This is a genomic window from Microbispora hainanensis (assembly GCF_006874475.1).
GTDB classification, from domain to species: domain Bacteria; phylum Actinomycetota; class Actinomycetes; order Streptosporangiales; family Streptosporangiaceae; genus Microbispora; species Microbispora hainanensis.
The window spans coordinates 41,207-57,587 of the sequence record NZ_VIRM01000028.1; the positions used below are offsets into that span (position 1 = coordinate 41,207).

The 16,381-nt window shown below is 70.6% G+C and carries 10 protein-coding genes; 5 read left to right on the forward strand and 5 right to left on the reverse strand.

Going from position 1 to position 16,381, the window contains the following annotated elements:
- Window positions 1–19: 19 nt before the first annotated feature.
- From drmA to FLX08_RS22315, 5 genes are all read left to right on the forward strand, one after another.
- On the forward strand, window positions 20–3,937 hold the full coding sequence (drmA, locus tag FLX08_RS22295) for a DISARM system helicase DrmA (RefSeq protein WP_142620937.1): 3,918 nt from the start codon (window positions 20–22) through the stop codon (window positions 3,935–3,937).
- Complete coding sequence (gene drmB / locus FLX08_RS22300) at window positions 3,937–5,853, forward strand: DUF1998 domain-containing protein (RefSeq protein WP_142620938.1); 1,917 nt, start codon at window positions 3,937–3,939, stop codon at window positions 5,851–5,853. The genes drmA and drmB overlap by 1 nt, the downstream gene beginning before the upstream one ends.
- Window positions 5,850–6,608 (forward strand): DISARM system phospholipase D-like protein DrmC, encoded by a 759-nt coding sequence (gene drmC, locus FLX08_RS22305; protein ID WP_142620940.1) that lies wholly within the window; start codon window positions 5,850–5,852, stop codon window positions 6,606–6,608. The genes drmB and drmC overlap by 4 nt, the downstream gene beginning before the upstream one ends.
- 56 nt (window positions 6,609–6,664) lie before the next feature.
- Window positions 6,665–8,173, forward strand: a complete 1,509-nt coding sequence (locus FLX08_RS22310) for a serine/threonine-protein kinase (protein ID WP_142620942.1) — start codon at window positions 6,665–6,667, stop codon at window positions 8,171–8,173.
- Window positions 8,174–8,268: 95 nt separating this feature from the next.
- Entirely contained in the window at window positions 8,269–10,539 is a 2,271-nt protein-coding gene (locus FLX08_RS22315) for a GmrSD restriction endonuclease domain-containing protein (protein ID WP_142620944.1), read from the forward strand.
- A 32-nt stretch (window positions 10,540–10,571) separates the two neighbouring features.
- Here the strand turns inward: FLX08_RS22315 and FLX08_RS22320 are convergent, their stop codons facing one another.
- Genes FLX08_RS22320 through FLX08_RS22340 form a run of 5 tightly spaced genes read right to left on the reverse strand, consistent with a single transcriptional unit; the run spans window position 10,572 to window position 16,362 of the window.
- On the reverse strand, window positions 10,572–11,375 hold the full coding sequence (locus tag FLX08_RS22320; RefSeq protein ID WP_142620946.1) for an HpcH/HpaI aldolase family protein: 804 nt from the start codon (window positions 11,373–11,375) through the stop codon (window positions 10,572–10,574).
- Entirely contained in the window at window positions 11,360–12,145 is a 786-nt protein-coding gene (gene hpaH, locus FLX08_RS22325) for a 2-oxo-hept-4-ene-1,7-dioate hydratase (protein ID WP_142620948.1), read from the reverse strand. The genes FLX08_RS22320 and hpaH overlap by 16 nt, the downstream gene beginning before the upstream one ends.
- 12 nt (window positions 12,146–12,157) lie before the next feature.
- Complete coding sequence (gene hpaD / locus FLX08_RS22330) at window positions 12,158–13,318, reverse strand: 3,4-dihydroxyphenylacetate 2,3-dioxygenase (protein WP_142620950.1); 1,161 nt, start codon at window positions 13,316–13,318, stop codon at window positions 12,158–12,160.
- 26 nt (window positions 13,319–13,344) lie between these two features.
- Window positions 13,345–14,853, reverse strand: coding sequence for a 5-carboxymethyl-2-hydroxymuconate semialdehyde dehydrogenase (gene hpaE / locus FLX08_RS22335; protein ID WP_142620952.1), 1,509 nt, complete (start codon window positions 14,851–14,853; stop codon window positions 13,345–13,347).
- A 48-nt stretch (window positions 14,854–14,901) separates the two neighbouring features.
- On the reverse strand, window positions 14,902–16,362 hold the full coding sequence (locus FLX08_RS22340; protein WP_142620954.1) for a fumarylacetoacetate hydrolase family protein: 1,461 nt from the start codon (window positions 16,360–16,362) through the stop codon (window positions 14,902–14,904).
- Between the last annotated feature and the right edge of the window lie 19 nt (window positions 16,363–16,381).

The window sequence follows — 16,381 nt, forward strand, 5'->3', positions numbered from 1 at the left end:
AGGGAAGGACACCCCCCACGTGTTCGATCGGCAGGAGAAGCTGTTCGCCGCAGGAGCCGACCAGGGCGACCTGTCCGGCCTGGGAGACGAGACGGCGGCGAAGCCCACAGAAGAGGCGCGACATCCGCTCGACCTGCCGCAGGACTTCCCGCCGGTCACGTCGTTCGAGGTCAGGGACGCCTTCCAGCAGTTGGTCGAGCGCGACCTGCTCGGGCCGTACGACGGCGACTTCGAGGAGCTGCCGCCGCGGTCGATCGGCCCGCGCGAGCGCTACCTGGTCGGCATGCTCGGCCCCAAGCCGTCGCCGAAGCGGGTCGCCGAAGACGCCGACGAGCTGCCGGACATCGAGATCGGCGCGGAGGGTGACGGGGCCGAGGGCGAGTTGCCCGACGTGCTGACTCCGCAGAACCTCGGGCGTCTGTGGGCGTCGTCCATGGGCATGTCGTTCGCAGTGCCCGCCGACCTCGACGCGCTCGCGGTGACCGCCCGCTGGGGTCAGTACGTCAAGGCCGAGACCCAGATCGAGGGCGCCAACGGCAAGTCGCGGACCGAACGCATCTGGGGGCGCAGGCCGGTCGAGCACCGCATGACGATCCGGCTCGACGAGCCCACCCAGAAGATTCCTCTCACAATGGAACGTGCCGACGAGCCCGGCGTCCTGCTCGCGGTCGCCGTACGGCCTCGTCCCGACCACCGGCGCGTCGTCGAGCTGACGCTGGTCAACCAGCAGATCGAGCCGGACACGAGTGCCGACACCGCGTGGCTGTTCCAGCCCGAACTCGTCGCCGTCGCTCCGTCGGACGGACCCACGGACGTCTTCCTCCCGATCGACGACCCTCTCGACGGCGGCCGGGAGGACGGCGATCAGGGGGATCTGGAGGACAAGCACCTGCGACTGCTCTACCGGAACGAGCGCAGGTATGCCGTCGGCCGCAACGTCGCCGTACACGCGACGGTGTCCCCTGGCGAGCGGCGGGCGACGGAGCTGCGCACCACCTGGCTGCCACACCATGACGTGCCCGCGACGGTCGCCCCGGTGGGGAAGGGCACGCCCCTCGCCGGTGTGGAGCTGTCGATGGACGCCCTCGCGGACGCCTCGCCCGAAGAGCTCGCCGCCGGGCTGACGCCGCTCGCGGACGGTTACACGGCCTGGCTCGATAAGCAATACCTCAAGATCCCCGAGCTGCCCGAGCCGCTGCGCGAGGCCGCCGAGGTCGCCGTCCGGAAGGCACGGCGGGCCGCCGACCGCATCCGCGCCGGGATCGCGTTGCTCACACAGGCCACGACCGACGGGCACGGGCAGGCGCTGGCGGCGTTCAAGTTCGCCAACGAGGCGATGGCGCTGCAGCGGCGCCGTACGGCGGTGGCGAAGCTCCGCGACGAGCAGGGGCTGAGCTTCGAGCAGGCGATGGCGAAGGTGGACGCCGAAGGGAAGAAGGCGGCGTCGTGGCGGCCGTTCCAGCTCGCGTTCATGCTGCTCAACCTGCCTTCGCTGACCGATCCCGCCCACCCGGAGCGGGCCGCCGACCACAAGGCCACCGTCGACCTGCTCTTCTTCCCGACCGGTGGCGGCAAGACCGAGGCATACCTCGGCCTCACGGCGTACACGTTCGCGATCCGGCGGCTGCAGAAGGTCGCCGGGTCCGGGACGGAGGCGCGCAGCGGCCTGGACGGCGTGGCGGTGCTGATGCGCTACACGCTGCGCCTGCTCACCGCGCAGCAGTTCCAGCGGGCCGCCGCGCTGGTGTGCGCCTGTGAGGTGTTGCGGCGCGACGACCCGGCGACGTGGGGCGAGGAGCCGTTCCGCATCGGCCTGTGGGTGGGAAGCGCGGTCTCGCCGAACTGGTTCGGCCCCGCCAGGGACCAGATCCAGGAGGCCAGGGAGTCCAGTCGCGAGACCAACGTCCTGCAGACGCTGTCGTGCCCGTGGTGCGGCGAGAAGCTGGCCTCGGACGTCAACCTCGACCTCGACGAGGACCGCCGGCGCGTGCTGCTCTACTGCGGGCGCGGCAGCGAGGGCGACGCCGAACCGTGCCCCTTCTCCCGGCTGGGAGAGAACCGCATGCTGCGGGCCCTGCCGTCCGTCACGAGTGATGACGAGGCGTACGCGCGGCGGGAGGGCCTGCCGATCCTCACCGTGGACGAGGAGATCTACCGGCTGACGCCCAGCCTGGTCATCGCGACCGTCGACAAGCTGGCGCAGCTTCCGTGGCGCGGCTTCGCCGGGCACCTGTTCGGCCGGGTGAGCCGGCGCTGCCCCCGGCACGGCTACCGGCACGACGACATGGACGACCAGATCGGCTGCGGCGGCAGGCACAACGCCAAGGGCAGGCTGCCCAAGGTCGAGAGCCGCCCCGTCGTCCGGCTCCGGCCGCCGGACCTGATCATCCAGGACGAGCTGCACCTCATCTCGGGCGCTCTCGGCACCGTGGTCGGCCTGTTCGAGGCGGCCGTCGACGAGCTGTGCACGTGGACCGTCGACGGCAGGCCGACCGGGCCGAAGATCATCGCGTCGACCGCGACGACCAAGCGGGCCGACGCGCAAGTGCTCGGCATCTTCGGCCGGGACCTCGCCGTGTTCCCGCCGCAGGTCATCGACGTTGCCGACACGTTCTTCTCCCGGCAGGTCCCGGTCACCCCCGACAACCCCGGGCGGCGTTACCTCGGGGTGTGCGCGCACGGCGTGCGCCTCAAGCAGGCAGAGATCCGGCTCGCCGAGATCCTGCTGCTGGCCGGGCAGACGCTCTTCGACCGGTACGGCGAGCCCGCCGATCCGTACATGACGCTCGTCGGATACTTCAACGCCACCCGTGAGCTGGCGGGCATGCGGCGTTACCTGGACGACGACGTCACCACCAGGATCCGCATGCACGGCAGGCGCAAGAAGCTGTCCAACCGGCTGCCGGGCCGTACGGACCTGCTGAACATCGTCGAGCTCACCTCGCGCATCTCCTCGGGCGACATCAGCGAGGTGCTGAAGCAACTGGAGATCGGGTTCGACCAGGAGCTGGACACCTCGCGCCGCAGACGGGAGTGCCGCGAGGAGATCGCCGAGGTCATGAGGGAGAGGGACGAGTCCAAGCGCCGGCGAGCGCACCCGCTCGCCGATCGCTACCGGGCCCTGCGGAGCCTGCGGTCCGCGCAGCCACCCGTCGACGTCGTGCTCGCCACGTCGATGCTGCAGGTCGGCGTCGACGTGTCCCGGTTCGGACTCATGGTGATGACCGGCCAGCCGAAGAACACGGCCGAGTACATCCAGGCGTCCTCCCGGGTCGGCCGTGACGCCGCGCGCCCCGGGCTGGTGGTCACGCTCTACAACTGGTCGCGCCCGCGCGACCTCGCGCATTACGAGGACTTCGAGCACTATCACGCCACCTTCTACCGCCAGGTGGAGGCGTTGTCGGTCACGCCGTACACGGCGCGGGCGCTGGACCGCGGCACGACCGCCGCGTTCGTCGCGGCCGTTCGCAACGTCGAAGAGGCGCACTCGCGCAATCGCGACGCGGAGGACGTGGATCTCAACGGCGGTGTCGTGACCCGCATCGCGGGCCGGATCGTGGCGAGAGCCGAGGTCGTGGGCGGCCCGCGCGCGAGACAGGCCGTGGACGAGCGGCTCAAGATGCTCGTCGACCTATGGAACACCGCCAAGAGCGGCCCCGCGCGGCTCGGCTACGAGCGGAAGAAGGGCCACGCGAAGGAGATCGTCGACGGCCTGCTGCACCGGGCGGGCAACGGCCCCTGGGACAGGCTCACCGTCGGCAACTCGATGCGGGAGACGGAAAACGAGATCAACCTGCTCCTGCCGCCCAACGACGAGATCTTCCTCGGGCCGATAGGCGCACCGGAATGGGGCTTCCCCGGCGGTGCCGGGGACGGCGACGACGAGCCGGTGGGCGACGAGATGGGCGTGACCACCATGGACGGGAAGGGCAAGTGATGGCCGCGTACTCCACCTATCGGCGCCGGGTCGGCGCGGTGCGGCCCAGCCACCTGATGTTCACCTCGGGGGTCGGCTCGCTCGTCGACCTGCCGAACTTCTCCGTGCTGGTGAAGGGTCTCGACGACTGGCAATACAGGGCCCCCGAGGACCCGGAGAACAACTCCGCGCTCATCACCGAGCCCCGGCTCCTGTCGGCCGTGCAATCGCTGCTCAGCAAGACCGTGCGGGAACTGCGCCCCGCGCCCTGGATGCCGGGCACCGACACGAACCCCAACGGTGAGGCGGCAAGGACCGGTGTGCCGGTCGTGCCGTTCCCGGGATGGATGCGCTGCACCGCGTGCAACCTGCTGGCGCGCGTCGACTCCCGGGCGTTCGGCTTCGAGAACGACAAGCCGAGCAAGCCGCACGAGGCGCGGTTCTTCCACGAGTGCGGCAAGGGCAACAAGAAGCGCCTCGTCGTCGGCGCTCGGTTCGTGCTGGCCTGCACCGACGGGCACCTGGACGACTTCCCCTACCTGGAGTTCGTCCACGAGGGCGGTCTCTGCGAGAAGGCGGCAAAGCCGAACCTGCTGATGGAGGACCGCGGCGGCAACATCGGGGCGAACGTGCGCATCGTCTGCCAGCGCTGCGGAGCGGAGCGCAACATCCGGCAGGCGATGGGCAAGCGCGGCCGGGACCAGCTGCCGCAGTGCCGAGGACGCCATCCCCACCTCGGCACGTTCACGCCCTGTCAGGAGCAGCCGTACGTGCTCGTCGTCGGCGCGTCGAACCAGTGGTTCGCGCAGACGCTGTCGGCCCTCGCGGTGCCGAAGACGGGAGGGAGCGAGCTCGACACGCAGGTGGCGAAGTTCTGGGCCAACCTGGAAAACCTTCCCGGCCCGCAGATGCTCCCGTTCATGCGAACGGTTCCGCCGTTCTCGTTCGAGTTCGAGAAATGGACGGACGAGGAGGTCTGGGCGGCCATCGAACGGCGCCGGGGGGAGCAGGCGGCAGGGCAGGACCAGGGCCCGGAGAGCTACCCCGACCTGCTCACTCCGGAGTGGGAGATCTTCTCCAGCCCTGTGCTGCCGCCGCCGAGTGACGACTTCACCGCCCACCGGGACCCGGACGCGCCCGTTCCACCGCTGCTCAAGGGCTTCTACTCCGACGTCGTCCAGGTCGAGCGGCTGCGCGAGGTGCGGGCCATGATCGGCTTCACCCGGCTCGACGCTCCCGACCCCGAGGACCCGACGCTCGTCAAGCGTGTCCCCCTGAGAAGATCGAAGCCCGACTGGGTGCCGGCGAGCGAGGTGAGAGGTGAGGGCATCTTCCTGCGGCTGCCCGAGGACCTGCTGTCGCGGTGGGAGAGGCAGGTGGAGAAGTCCGAGGCCCTGCGGCTGCACAAGGAGGCGTACGGCCGCTTCCGCGAGTATCGCTACTCGGCCCGGACCGGCCAGCCGTTCGACGAGTCGACGAGGTACGGCTACTGGCCCCTCCCGCGCTACTACGTCCTGCACACGCTGTCGCACCTGCTGATCCGTACGATCGCGCTCGAATGCGGCTACAACTCCGCCAGCCTGGCCGAGCGGATCTACGCGGGGACCACGGAGGACGACAAGCGCTCGGGGATCCTCATCTACACGGCTGTGCCGGACGCCGAGGGCACGCTCGGCGGCCTGGTGTCGCTCGCCCAGCCCGAGGAACTGGCGCGGCTGACCAGGCGGGCGCTCACCGGGGCGATGAGCTGCTCGTCCGACCCGCTGTGCTCCGAACGGCTCCCGCGTACGCCGGAGGACTTCCTGCACGGCGCGGCCTGCCACGTGTGCCTGTTCGTCTCCGAAACCACCTGCGAGCGCGGCAACCGGTTCCTCGACCGGCGGTTCGTGGTGCCGATCGACGACCCGGCCCTGGCGATCTATCCCGAGTTACCGTGACGAGCGCATTCGAGAAGGCGGCGGCCGACGCGGTGGAGCGCATCGGGCCGGTGCACCTGCGGACCCTGGCCGACCGGATCGCCGAGGGCGGTCCGGCGGCCGGGATCGTCGGCGCGGTGCCGCTGCCGGACTTCCCCGACGCCGCCCGCCAGGTGCTGGCCGGCCTGGCGTCCGTACGAATGTCCGCGGGGGAGGCCGCCGTCTACCTGCGTGGAGTGGCAGCCGGATACGAGCGGCACCGGGCCACGACCACGGTCGAGTCGGTGTGGACCGGCCCGGCGACGCACGCCGTGCCCGTTCGCTCCACGGCGCAGGTGCTGGTCGACCTGGTGAACGAGGCGTCGTACGAACTGATCCTCATGACGTATTCGGCCGCGGCGTACGAGCCGCTGCTCAAGGCCCTGAGCGGGGCGGTCGGGCGCGGTGTGACCGTGATGGTGGTGGTCGAGACGCTGCAGGGTGCGGGCTCGGCGCTGAACGGCCCGGAGCCCGCGCACGCGTTCGGCGGCGTCGAGGGCGTTCAGGTGTGGCACTGGCCGGTTGACGCGCGCACGGAGCAGGGGGCGAAGATGCATGCCAAGATCGCCGTGGCCGACCAGAGGGTGCTGCTGGTGTCGAGCGCGAACCTGACCCAGTCGGGGGTCACGAGGAACATCGAGGCCGGGCTGCTGGTCCGCGGCGGCACGGCACCACAGCGGGCCGCCCAGCACGTGGCCCGCCTGCGCGGCCGAGGCGTGCTGCGGCGTCTCCGGTAGGAGGCGAAGTTCGTGAAATCGTTGCGTGAGACGAGGGTGTGGTGGCACAGGGAAAGATGATCGGTGGCCGGTACGAACTCGACCCGAACTCGCGCCGCAAGGGCGGGATGGGGGAGGTCTGGTTCGGCTACGACAAGCGGCTCGACCGGCCGATCGCGATCAAATTCATCCGGGTGGACCGCCTGCCGGACGGCATGCCGGACGACGAGCTGACCAAGCGTTTCGTCCGCGAATCTCGCATCACCGCACGGCTGGAGCATCCCGGGGTGCCCGCGGTCTACGACTGCGGCACCGACGGCGACGACCTCTACCTCGTCATGCAGCTCATCAACGGCAACCCGCTGACCGACCTGATCGCCGAAGTGGACCGGGTGCCGGTGGGCTGGGCCGCGGCGATCGCCGCCCAGGTGTGCTCGGTCCTGGCCGTGGCCCATGCCAACTCGCTCGTGCACCGCGACCTCAAGCCCGCCAATCTGATGCTCTGCCCTGACGGCACGGTCAAGGTGCTCGACTTCGGGGTGGCCGCCGCGCTGTCGCCGTCGGCGACCAAGCTGACCGCCACCGGCGTCGTCATCGGCACCGCGGAGTACATGGCGCCCGAGCAGACCATGAGCGGCACGACAAGCCCGCAGACCGACCTGTACTCCCTCGGCGTGATACTCCACGAACTGCTGGCCGGCGAGAACCAGTTCGCCGCGGGGACTCCGCTCGCCTGCATGCGCAAACACGTGGACGAGCCGCCGCGGCCGGTGCGCGAACCGCGCCCGGACGTGCCCGAGGGCCTCGAACGGCTCATCCTCTGGTTGCTGGCCAAGCGGCCCTCCGACCGTCCGCAGAGCGCCGCACTCGTCTACGAGCGGTTGCTGCCGTTCTGTCATGACCTGCCGCCGCTGCCGGGTTTCGTGGACGATTCCGCCGTTCATCCGGTGCGGATGTACGCGGCCGTCGTCGGGCGGGTCGCCGTGATGGGGACGAAGGCGCCGGCGGTGGAAGCCCGGGAACCCGGGCGACGGGTGCTGGGCGGCGAGGACATCCAGCGCGTACGGAGGGAGGCCGGCACGCTCAAGGCCGAGTCCCGCTTCCGGCAGGCGGCCGAACTGCTGGCGGAGGCCGTCCGCTCCACCGAGCCGACGGACGACAGGGCGGTGGAGCTGCGGATCGAACTGGCCGACGTGCTGTTCCTCGCCGGGGACTACCGGCGCGCCGCGTCCGAATTCCAGGGACTGGCCGCCGACCTGGCCACTCGCAGAGGTGAGGACGATCATCTCGTCCTGCGGTTCCGCCTGATGGAGGCGAACTGTCACGCCGCACTGGGCGACACGGCGCTCGCGCTCGAACAGATGCGGCGGCTGCTGACGGACGAGGAACGGTTCGGGGTGGACGAGGACCGGATCCTTGAGCTACGGCGCCGCATCGGGCTGCTGGAGCTCGGCGCGGGCGACCGCGACCGGGCCGGCCGGACTCTGCGCGACCTGCTGCCGGACCTGGAACGCCGGTACGGCTCGGGGCACCCGAACGTCAGCAAGGTCCGGGAGTTGCTCGCCGGCCTCGCCACCGCGCGCTGACCCTGGATCGTTACATGACCGCCTGAAACCTGGGTGAGTGCGTGCCTACAGTGAAGTTCCGAAGATCGTCAACGGATTCACCAAGGGACGGACTGTTGGCCACGCTCTCTGTGCTCCTTCACCAGATCGACGACGGCACCGTGCTTCTCCCCGAGTTCCAGCGCGGGTATGTGTGGACCCGCGACCAGGTTCGCGGGCTCATGCGCTCGCTGTACCGCGGCTATCCGGTCGGCGGTCTGCTGCTGTGGGCGACCGAGCCCGAGATGGCCTCCGTCCGCGGCGCCGCGACCGGCGGCGGTGTGCGTCTCCTGCTCCTGGACGGACAGCAGCGGATCACGTCGCTGTACGGGATCATGCGCGGCAAGCCCCCGGCCTTCTTCGACGGGGACTCGTCCGCCTTCACCGGCCTGCGGTTCAACGTCGAGGACGAGACGTTCGAGTTCTACGGCCCGGCGAAGATGCGTGACGATCCACGCTGGGTGGACGTCACCCGCCTGTTCATGGAGGGGCTGGAGCCGTTCATCGGCGCGTTCGCGCAGCACTCGGACACGTTCGCCACCTACATCGCGCGGCTGAACAAGCTGAAGAACCTGGAGAACCGGGAGTTCCACGAGGAGAAGATCACCGGCCCGGACAAGAACGTCGACGTCGTCGTCGACATCTTCAACCGGGTCAACTCCGGAGGAACCGCTCTTTCCAAGGGCGATCTCGCCCTGGCGAAGATCTGCGCGCAGTGGGCGCCCGCGCGTCAGGTGATGCGCGACCATCTGAACGAGTGGCAGGCGAAGGGCTTCGACTTCTCGCTGGACTGGCTGCTGCGCAACATCACCGCCGTCGCCACCGGCCGTGCCGTCTTCACCGCCCTCGACACCGTGACGGACACCGAGTTCGAGACGGCCCTGACGAGGTCGGTCGGCTATGTGAACACCTTGCTCGGCGCGGTGTCGGGGCGGCTGGGACTCGACCACGACCAGGTCGTCATGGGCCGATACGCGATCCCGGTCGTCTCCCGCCTGCTCCATCTCACGCCCGGCGGAACGTTCCTCGACAGTGCCCACCGCGACAAGGTGCTGTTCTGGTACGTGCACGCCGCGCTGTGGGGGCGCTTCGCCGGTTCCACCGAGACCATCCTGGCTCAGGACTACGACACCGTGGAACGGTCCGGGATCGACGGCCTCATCGCCGCCCTCGAACGGTGGCGCGGCGGCAACCTGGAGGTCAGGCCGCACGACTTCGAGGGTTCGACGCGCGGGTCGCGGTTCTACCCGCTGCTCTACATGCTCACCCGGGTGCACGGCGCCCGTGACTTCGGCAGCGGGCTGGAGCTGCACGCCGAGATGCTCGGCAAGCTGACCTCACTTCAGGTGCATCACATCTTCCCGAAGGCGCTGCTGTACAAGGCCGGGTATGACCGCGTCCACGTCAACGCCGTCGCCAACTTCTGCTTCCTGACCCAGAACACCAACCTCGCCATCGGAAAGCGGAGCCCGGAGGACTACTTCGCCGAGGCCGAGGACAAGCACCCCGGCGTCCTCGCCTCCCAGTGGATTCCGATGGATCCGGATCTGTGGCGCGTGGACCGCTATCTCGACTTCCTCGAAGCCCGGCGCGAGCTGCTCGCCCAGGCCGCCCAGTCCTTCCTCACGCAACTGCGTGACGGCGCCGCCCCCGTGGAGGCCGGGGGAGAGCTGCGTCCGGTGGCCGTCATCGCCGACGAGCAGGACGACGTACGGGCCGCCCAGATCAAGGCGATGGTCGAGGAGCTGGCACGGCTGGGCTACGCCGAGCCGGCGCTGGACAGCGAGATCGCCGACCCCGCGAGCGGCCGCGCGCTGGCGATGGCCGAGGCGTTCTGGCCCGACGGATTGCAGCCCGGCCAGGGCAAGCCCGTCGTCTTGGAGCTCGACCCCGAGGTGGCGGACCTGCCGAGGCTGGAAGAGCTGGGGTATGAGGTCTTCACCTCCGTGGACGCGCTGCTCGGCTACGCGACGCGCCGCAACGAGACCGCGGCGGGAGACGAGCAGGAGCCGGTCGCCCCTCCGCCTTCGGCGAGCAGCGGCGTGCACGCGGAGTTCGACGCCGCGATGCGGTCCGTCTACGACCGGGCGCGGAGCGAGGCCAACTATCACGCCTCCTATTTCCTCAGCATGCTGGCCGAGCATGGCAGCCTGGCGACGGCCCGCAGGCTGCTGCGCTCGCCGGCGGTGTCCGACGGGTTCGCGGCCCTGTGGGAGCGCGGTCGGCTCGACCTCACGGTCGAGGCGCTGGTCGTGCAGCCGAGGTTCGCGGAGTTGTTCACCCCCGCCGAGACCGAGGTCGCCCGGCACCGTCTCGAACAGTTCGGCTGGAGTGCCGCAGTCGCCTGACCCGCTCACCAGGAAGCCGCCGCAGCAGGTGGTCAGTACGAGGTGCGTGTCGCGTCGTCGTTGTCGTGGATGAAGGTCGTCGCGAGGGACTCGGACGCGCGTGCGACGAGGGCGACGTCGGCGCCGACGAGCAGGAAGCGGGCCCCGGCCTCGGCGTAGGCGCGGGCCACCTGCGGGTCGAAGGCGTTGACGCCGGCGGGCTTGCCGGCGGCGGCGACGCCGGCGAAGGCGCGGTGGACGGCGGCGACGACGTCGGGGTGCGTCTGCTGCCCCAGGAGGCCCATGGAGGCGGCGAGGTCGCTCGGGCCGACGAAGACGCCGTCGATGCCGGGGGTCGCCGCGATCGCCTCCGCGGCCGCGACGCCCTCGGCCGTCTCGATCTGCACGAGCACGGAGACGTGGTCGGCGGCGTTCTGGAGGTAGCCGTCGACGCGGTTCCAGCGGGCGGAGCGGGCGAGGGCGCTGCCGACGCCGCGGCGGCCCGCGGGCGGATACTGCGCGGCCTCCGCGACGGCCCGGGCCTCGCCGGCAGTCGAGACCATCGGCACGAGGATCGTCTGGGCGCCGAGGTCGAGGACCTGCTTTATGGTCACGGGGTCGGCGGCGGGGACGCGGACGACGGGCGTGACGGGGTAGGCCGAGACGGCGTACAGCTGCGCGAGGGTGGACTCCAGGCCGTTGGGGGCGTGCTCCATGTCGATGAGCACCCAGTCGAGGCCGGAGCCCGCCATGATCTCCGCCATGACGGGGGAGCCGGAGCACACCCAGCCGCCGAACAGCGGACGCGCGGCCGCGGCGAGACGGTCGCGGAGGGTCGGGCTCAGACGAAGCGGCATGAGATGGTCCCCATCGGTCCGTAGTCGGCCAGCACCGTGTCGCGCTTCTCGATCCACACGGGACGGGTGAAGGAGCCCGCGAGGATGATCTCGCCCGCCTCCAGCCGGTCACCGTGCTGGTGCATCTTGTTCGCGAGCCACGCGACCCCGGTCGCGGGGTGGTTGAGGACCGCGGCGGCGACACCCGTCTCCTCGATCGTCTCGTTGCGGTAGAGGAGGGCCGACACCCACCGCAGATCGACCGCGTGGGGGCTCGCCGGATTGCCGCCGAGCACGAGCCCGCCGTACGCGGCGTTGTCGGAGATGGTGTCGACGATCGTGCGGCCCTCGAGCTCGATGTGGGAGTTGAGCACCTCAAGGGCGGGCGTGACGTACTCCGTCGCGCGCATGACGTCGAACAGCGTGCAGTGCGGGCCCTCCAGGGGCTCCTTCAGCACGAAGGCGAGTTCGACCTCGATGCGGACGTTGGAGAACCGGTCGTGCGGGATGCGCGCGCCGTTCTCCCACACGGTGTCGTCGAACATGACGCCGTAGTCGGGCTCGGTGATGCCGGTCGCGGCCTGCATGGCACGCGAGGTGAGCCCGATCTTGCGGCCGACGAGGCGGCGCCCGGCCGCGAGGTTCTTCTCCCTCCACACCGCCTGGATGGCGTACGCGTCCTCGACCGTGGCCTCGGGGAACCGCGCGGTGATGCGGGGGACGACCCCGTGCGTCCGCTCCGCCTTCGCGAGCTCCTCCGCGAGGGACGCGATGATGTCCTTCGACAGCATGACTCTCCCGCCCTAGAGCTGGTGGCCCAGCTTGTACTCACCCTGCTTATATTCGGGCATCGCTTCGGTGTCGTCCTTGCGGGTGTAGGAGAAGCCGTCGGCGCCGATCGTGACCGCCATCTCGCTGGCGTCGGTGCGGGCGACGACGGGCTGCGGGTTGCCGTCGAGGTCGAGCACGAGCGAGGCCTCGGTGTACCAGCTCGGCACGACGGGGTTGCCCCACCAGTCGCGGCGCTGGTTGTCGTGCACGTCCCAGGTGATGACGGGGTTGTCGGGGTCGCCCGTGTAGTAGTCCTGGGTGTAGATCTCGACGCGGTGCCCGTCGGGGTCGCGCAGGTAGAGGTAGAACGCGTTGGAGACGCCGTGGCGGCCGGGGCCGCGCTCGATGGCGTCGGAACGGCGCAGCGCGCCGAGCTTGTCGCAGATCGCGAGGATGTTGTGCTTCTCGTGCGTGGCGAACGCGACGTGGTGCATGCGGGGACCATCGCCGCCCGTGGTCGCGGTGTCGTGCACCGTGGGCTTGCGGCGCATCCACGCGGCGTAGACGATGCCGTCGGAGTCCTGGATGTCCTCGGTGACGCGGAACCCGAGGTCCTGGTAGTGGCGGACGGCCCTGGGCACGTCGGGCGTGACCTGGTTGAAGTGGTCGAGGCGGACGATGGCGCCGGGCGTGTGCAGGTCGTAACGCCAGGCGAGGCGCTCGACGTGCTCGACGGTGTGGAAGAACTCGTACGGGAAGCCGAGCGGGTCCTCCACGCGCACGGAGTCGCCGATGCCCTTGACGAAGCCCTCCTCGCGGCGCTCGACGCGGCATCCCAGCTCGGTGTAGAAGGCGACGGCCTTGTCGAGGTCCTCGGGGGTGCGCACCCGGTAGGAGAACGCCGCGACGGCGGCGACCGGGCCCTTGCGCAGCACGAGGTTGTGGTGGATGAACTCCTCAAGCGACCGGAGATAGATCGCCTCGTCGTCCTCCTCCGTGACGACCAGGCCCAGGACGTCGACGTAGAACGCGCGGGAGGCGGCGAGGTCGGTGACGACGAGCTCCATGTACGCGCAGCGCACGATGTCGGGCGCGGGCGAGGCGGGCGTGGGGACGGGGTTGTCCGCGTGGATGGGCGCCTCCGCGCTGACGTGGAAGCCGGAGGAGGTCGGGGTGCGGTCGTCGATGGTCATGCCGGCGTCCCTGCTTTCGTGGGGTGCTACTTGCCGAAGGTGGGGTTGTGGACCGTGCCGAGCGTGATGTGCACGGCCTGCTGGTGCGTGTAGAAGTCGATCGAGCGGTAGCCGCCCTCGTGCCCGAGGCCCGACGCCTTGACCCCGCCGAAGGGGGTGCGCAGGTCGCGGACGTTGTTGGAGTTGAGCCACACCATGCCCGCCTCGACGGCCTGGGCGACGTTGTGCGCGCGCTTGAGGTCGTTCGTCCAGACGTAGGCGGCCAGGCCATATTTGGTGTCGTTCGCGAGCGCGAGCGCCTCCTCGTCGGTGTCGAACGGCGTGATCGCGACGACGGGACCGAAGATCTCCTCCTGGAAGATGCGGGCATCGGGAGCGACGTCGGCGAACACGGTCGGCGCGACGAAGTTGCCGGACTCGAACCCTTCGGGGCGGCCGCCTCCCGCCACGAGACGGCCCTCGCTCTTGCCGATCTCGACGTAGCTCATGACTTTCTCGAAGTGCTCGGGGTGCACGAGCGCGCCGACCTCGGTGGCGGGGTCGTGCGGGTAGCCGACCTTCACGCGCCTGGCCTGCGCGGCGTACCGCTCGACGAACTCGTCGTACACCTCTCGCTGGACGAGGATGCGGCTGCCGGCCGTGCAGCGCTCGCCGTTCAGGGAGAAGACGCCGAAGATGGTCGCGTCGATCGCCGCGTCGAGATCGGCGTCGGCGAAGACGACGGCGGGCGACTTGCCGCCGAGCTCCATCGAGAGGCCCTTGAGATGGGGCGCGGCGTTGCCGTAGATGATCTGCCCCGTACGGCTCTCGCCCGTGAACGAGATGAGCGGCACGCCGGGGTGGCGTACGAGCGCGTCGCCGGCCTCCTCCCCGAGGCCGTTGACCAGGTTGAAGACGCCCTGGGGAAGCCCCGCCTCCTCGAAGATCCCCGCCCACAGCGACGCCGACAGCGGGGTGAACTCGGCCGGCTTGAGCACGACGGTGTTGCCCGTCGCGAGGGCGGGGCCGAGCTTCCAGCTCTCCAGCATGAAGGGCGTGTTCCACGGCGTGATGAGCCCCGCGACGCCGATCGGCTTGCGGTTGACGTAGTTGATCTGGCGGCCGGGGACCTTGAAGGTGTCGTCGGCCTGCGCGACGACCAGGTCGGCGAAGAACCGGAAGTTCTCGGCCGCGCGGCGCGCCTGGCCGAGCGCCTGCGTGATCGGCAGTCCCGAGTCGAACGACTCGAGCTCGGCGAGGCGGGCGTCGCGCGACTCGACGATGTCGGCGACGCGGTGCAGCACGCGCGAGCGCTCGCGCGGCAGCATGCGCGGCCACGGGCCCTCCTCGAACGCACGGCGGGCCGCGGCGACGGCCTGGTCGATGTCGGCCTTCTTGCCGGCCGCGGCCCGCACGTACACCTCGTTCGAGACGGGGTTGAGCACGTCGAACGTGTCGCCGTCGAGCGAGTCGGCGAACCGGCCGTCGATGTAGTGCCGGATGCGTTCGGGCAGGCCGGCGGGGACGTGCCGGGCGGATGTCGCGGTGTCGGTCATCTGGTCTTCCCGTTCGGAGGTGATGTGATCGGACGGCGCATCGGGTCGTCAGGCCCCGTCCTCGGTGGCCGCCTCGTATTTCGCGCGCCATTCCGCGTTCATGGGGAACAGGCCGTCGACGGGGTGACCCGCGGCGACCTGCTCGGCGATCCACGCGTCCTCGGCCTCCTGGGCGAGCGCGGCGTCGGCCACCTCCTCGGCGATCGCCGGGGGGATCACGACGACGCCGTCGTCGTCGCCCACGATGACGTCGCCGGGCTGCACCGTGGCGCCGCCGCACGCGATCGTGAGGCCGGTGTCCCACGGCACGTGCCTGCGGCCGAGCACGGCGGGGTGCGGCCCCTGGCTGAAGACGGGCAGGTCGAGGCCGGCGACCGTCGCGTAGTCGCGCACGCCGCCGTCCGTGACGACACCCGCCGCGCCGCGTGCGAGGGCGCGCAGGGCGAGCACGTCGCCGAGGGTGCCGGCACCGCGCTCGCCGCGCGCCTCGATGACGATGACCTCGCCCTCCCGCACGTAGTCGAAGGCGCGCTTCTGCGCGTTGTAGCCGCGGCCGTGACTGCGGAAGAGGTCCTCGCGATTCGGGACGAAACGCAGCGTCGTGGCGACGCCGACGAGCTTGGTGCCCGGCCGGGTCGCGCGCAGGCCGTCCATCGAGACGTTGTCGAGGCCGCGCCTGCGCAGCTGCTGCGACAGCCCGGCGACGGGCGCCTTGAGCAGCTTGTCGCGCAGCCCGGGGGAGATGACCGGGACGGCGGCGGGCAGCCCTGCCGCCTCGCGCGAACCCCACGCCTCCTCGCGCTGGAGGTCGTCGACCGCGGGGAGGGAACCGACGGCGGGATCGAAGCCGCCGGGGCCGTCGATCACACGGCTGACCAGCCTGCCCGAGCTCGGCCCGCCCGGCGCGTCGACCTCGACCTCGACGACGTCTCCGGGGACGGCCACCGAAGCTCCGGCCGGGGTGCCGGTGAGGACGACGTCGCCGGTTTCGAGGGTGAGGTGCTGGGAGAGGTCGGCGATGATCTGGGCGAACGGGAAGATGAGGCCGCCGGCCTCACCCTCCTGGACGAGCTCGCCGTTCAGCCACGTCCGTACGCGCAGCGCGGCGGGGTCGACCGCGCGCGCGTCGATGAGCCGCGGGCCGACGGGCGTGTAGCCGTCGCGGCCCTTGTTGCGGACGTTCGACCCCTTGTCGTTGGCGCGCAGGTCGTACAGCCCCCAGTCGTTCGACGCCGTCACCCATGCCACGTGGCTCCAGGCGTCGGCGGGGGCGACGCGGCGCGCGGGCGTGCCGATGACGAGGGCGATCTCGCCCTCGAAGGCGAGCAGCTCCGTGCCCTCGGGCCGTTCGACCGCGTCGCCCGAGGCCGCGAGGGAGCTCGACGGCTTGAAGAAGTACGAAGGCGCGGCGGGGCGGCGGCCGCGCTGCGCCGCGCGCGACTCGTGGCTGACGTGGACGGCAATGATCTTCCCCGGCCGGCCGGGAAGAGAAGGATGTGCGGTGCTCATGGTGTGACCTTCGCGCGTC

Excerpts from the sequence above, each read along its gene's own strand:
- FLX08_RS22340 (WP_142620954.1), bottom strand. The coding sequence starts at position 16,362 with ATGAGCACCGCACATCCTTCTCTTCCCGGCCGGCCGGGGAAGATCATT.
- hpaH (WP_142620948.1), bottom strand. The coding sequence starts at position 12,145 with ATGCTGTCGAAGGACATCATCGCGTCCCTCGCGGAGGAGCTCGCGAAG.
- drmB (WP_142620938.1), top strand. The coding sequence starts at position 3,937 with ATGGCCGCGTACTCCACCTATCGGCGCCGGGTCGGCGCGGTGCGGCCC.
- FLX08_RS22310 (WP_142620942.1), top strand. The coding sequence starts at position 6,665 with ATGATCGGTGGCCGGTACGAACTCGACCCGAACTCGCGCCGCAAGGGC.
- hpaE (WP_142620952.1), bottom strand. The coding sequence starts at position 14,853 with ATGACCGACACCGCGACATCCGCCCGGCACGTCCCCGCCGGCCTGCCC.
- FLX08_RS22320 (WP_142620946.1), bottom strand. The coding sequence starts at position 11,375 with ATGCCGCTTCGTCTGAGCCCGACCCTCCGCGACCGTCTCGCCGCGGCC.
- hpaD (WP_142620950.1), bottom strand. The coding sequence starts at position 13,318 with ATGACCATCGACGACCGCACCCCGACCTCCTCCGGCTTCCACGTCAGC.